This is a genomic window from Mycobacterium sp. shizuoka-1 (assembly GCF_002723835.1).
Taxonomy (GTDB): Bacteria; Actinomycetota; Actinomycetes; order Mycobacteriales; family Mycobacteriaceae; genus Mycobacterium.
The window spans coordinates 1-2,446 of record NZ_BEWG01000003.1 but is presented as its reverse complement, the minus strand read 5'-3'; the positions used below and the strand labels follow the sequence as shown (position 1 = coordinate 2,446).

Below are 2,446 nucleotides of genomic sequence, written 5' to 3'. Positions count from 1 at the left end.
GGTGTCGGGTGTCCAGCGTTGGTGGCCGAAGAAGGTCAGGAGCATGACGCGGGTCATGTAGAAGGCGGTGATCCCGGCGCCGAGTAGGGCGGCGCCGCCGAGGAGGAATCCTTTTGGTCCGCCGGTGTTGAGGGCGGTTTCGATGATGGCGTCTTTGGAGAAGTAGCCGGCGAACGGGGGCACCCCGATGATGGCGAGGTAGCCGAGTCCGAAGGTGACGAACGTGATCGGTAGCAGGGTGCGTAGGCCGCCGTAGCGGCGCATGTCGGTGGTGTCGTTCATGGCGTGCATGACCGAGCCGGCGCCCAGGAACAGGCCGGCTTTGAAGAAGCCGTGGGTGAGTAGGTGCAGGATGGCCACGGCGTAGCCGGCGGGGCCGAGTCCGGCGGCGAGGATCATGTAGCCGATCTGGGACATGGTGGAGGCGGCGAGGGCTTTTTTGATGTCGTCTTTGGCGCAGCCGATGATCGCCCCGAACAGCAGGGTGATCGCACCGACGGTGACGACGGCGGTCTGTGCGGCGGGGCTGTGGTTGAAGATCGGGCCGGAGCGCACGATCAGGTAGACGCCGGCGGTGACCATGGTGGCGGCGTGAATCAACGCACTGACGGGGGTGGGGCCTTCCATGGCGTCGCCGAGCCAGGACTGCAACGGGACTTGGGCGCTTTTGCCGCACGCGCCGAGCAGCAGCAGCAACCCGATCGCGGTCGGGACACCCGATGTCATCTGCGGCACCGCGGCGAACACGGTGCTGTAGGTGACCGAGCCCAGCGTGGCGAACAGCACCATCAGGGCGATGGCCAATCCCATGTCGCCGACCCGGTTGACGATGAACGCTTTCTTGGCCGCGGTCGCGGCTGAGGGTTTGTGGGACCAGAACCCGATGAGTAGGTAGGAGGCCAGACCCACGCCTTCCCAGCCCAGGTAGAGGCCGAGGTAGTTGTCAGCGAGCACCAGCAGCAGCATGGCGGCGACGAACAGGTTCAAGTAGGCGAAAAATCTACGACGACCGGCGTCCTCTTTCATGTAGCCGATCGAATACACGTGGATCAGGGCGCCGACGCCGGTGATGAGCAGCACGAAACAGATCGACAGCGCGTCGAGCTGCAGGCCGAAGTCGACGTGCAGGACGCCGACGGGGACCCAGGAGAACAGCACCTCGTGCACCACCCGGTCGTCGCCCGACAACCCGAGGAGGTGGGTGAACAACACTGCGGCGCAGGCGAAGGAGCCGATCACGGTCGCGCAGGCCAGCAGATGGCCCCACGCGTTCGTCCGGCGTCCGCCCAGCAGCAGGATGATCGCCCCGGCCAACGGCAGGGCGATGGTCAACCACACCAGTGTCGTCATGTCAGTGCCGTAGCAGGTGGGCGTCGTCGACGTTGGCGCTGCGTCGGGTGCGGAAGATCGTCATGATGATGGCCAGCCCGACCACCACTTCGCAGGCGGCCACCACCATCGTGAAGAACGCCACCACCTGTCCGTCGAGGTGGCCGTGCATCCGTGAGAACGTGACGAATGCGAGATTGCAGGCGTTGAGCATCAACTCCACACACATGAACATCACGATCGCGTTGCGCCGCACCAACACCCCCGCCGCACCAATCGTGAACAACAACGCCGACAAATACAGATAATTGTCCGGACTCATCGCTCACCGTTTCTGCGAAGGATGACGCTGACCGACGATTCGTCCTCGGTGCCGTCGGGTAGTCGGGCTGCGGTGTTGACGGCGTTGTGGCGGGCGTAGACGCCGGGGTTGGGTAGCGGGGTGGCTCGTGCGCCGGTCTGGAAGCGTTCGATCACTAGTTCGCGCTGGGTCTTTCGCCGTTCGAAGCGTTCCCGGTGGGCCAGTACCATCGCGCCGAGTGCGGCGGTGATCAACAGGGCACTGGTCAACTCGAACGCCCACAGGTCGCGGGTGAAGATCAGCGTCGCCAACCCCTGCACATTGCCGCCCTTGTTGGCTTCGGCCAGCCCGGTGAACCCGGTCGTGGACACACTGCCGATCCCGGCGATCAGCAGGATCCCGAAACCCAGGCCGGCCACCGAGGCCGCAACCCGTTGCCCGCGAATGGTTTCCACCAGCGACTCCGAGGAATCGACACCGATCAGCATCAACACGAACAGGAACAGCATCATCACCGCACCGGTGTAGACCACCACCTGCACCACGCCCAGGAACAACGCATCCTGCGCGACGTACAGCATCGCCAGTGCGATCATTGTCGAGGCCAGGAAGATGGCCGAGTACACCGCCTTGGGTGCGGCCACCACGCCCACCGCCCCGACGATCGCGATCACTGCGAGGATCCAGAACGCCACCGCTTCCGGTGTGGATGTGCGGGTGAAGGTTTCAGCTGCGAGCAGTGTGATCGTCACCGAACCTCCTGATTACCAACGCGTCCCAGGTAGTAGTCGTCGTCGGTGGTGCCGGGTGCCATGG

General features: G+C 64.5%; 3 protein-coding genes. All 3 read right to left on the bottom strand.

All coding sequences use genetic code 11. The features are described 5' to 3' along the window. On the bottom strand, positions 1-1,350 hold a 1,350-nt coding region (gene nuoL, locus MSZK_RS01035; RefSeq protein ID WP_099243943.1), incomplete at its 3' end, for an NADH-quinone oxidoreductase subunit L. 1 nt (position 1,351) lies between these two features. Further along, positions 1,352-1,651: an NADH-quinone oxidoreductase subunit NuoK gene (gene nuoK / locus MSZK_RS01030; protein ID WP_099243941.1), complete on the bottom strand. Its 300-nt coding sequence runs from the start codon at positions 1,649-1,651 to the stop codon at positions 1,352-1,354. Next, positions 1,648-2,382, bottom strand: a complete 735-nt coding sequence (locus MSZK_RS01025; protein WP_099243939.1) for an NADH-quinone oxidoreductase subunit J — start codon at positions 2,380-2,382, stop codon at positions 1,648-1,650. Before MSZK_RS01025 ends, nuoK begins: the two co-directional genes overlap by 4 nt. Positions 2,383-2,446: the final 64 nt, after the last annotated feature.

Coding starts and splice junctions, on each gene's coding strand:
- nuoK (WP_099243941.1), bottom strand. CDS start 1,651: ATGAGTCCGGACAATTATCTGTATTTGTCGGCGTTGTTGTTCACGATT.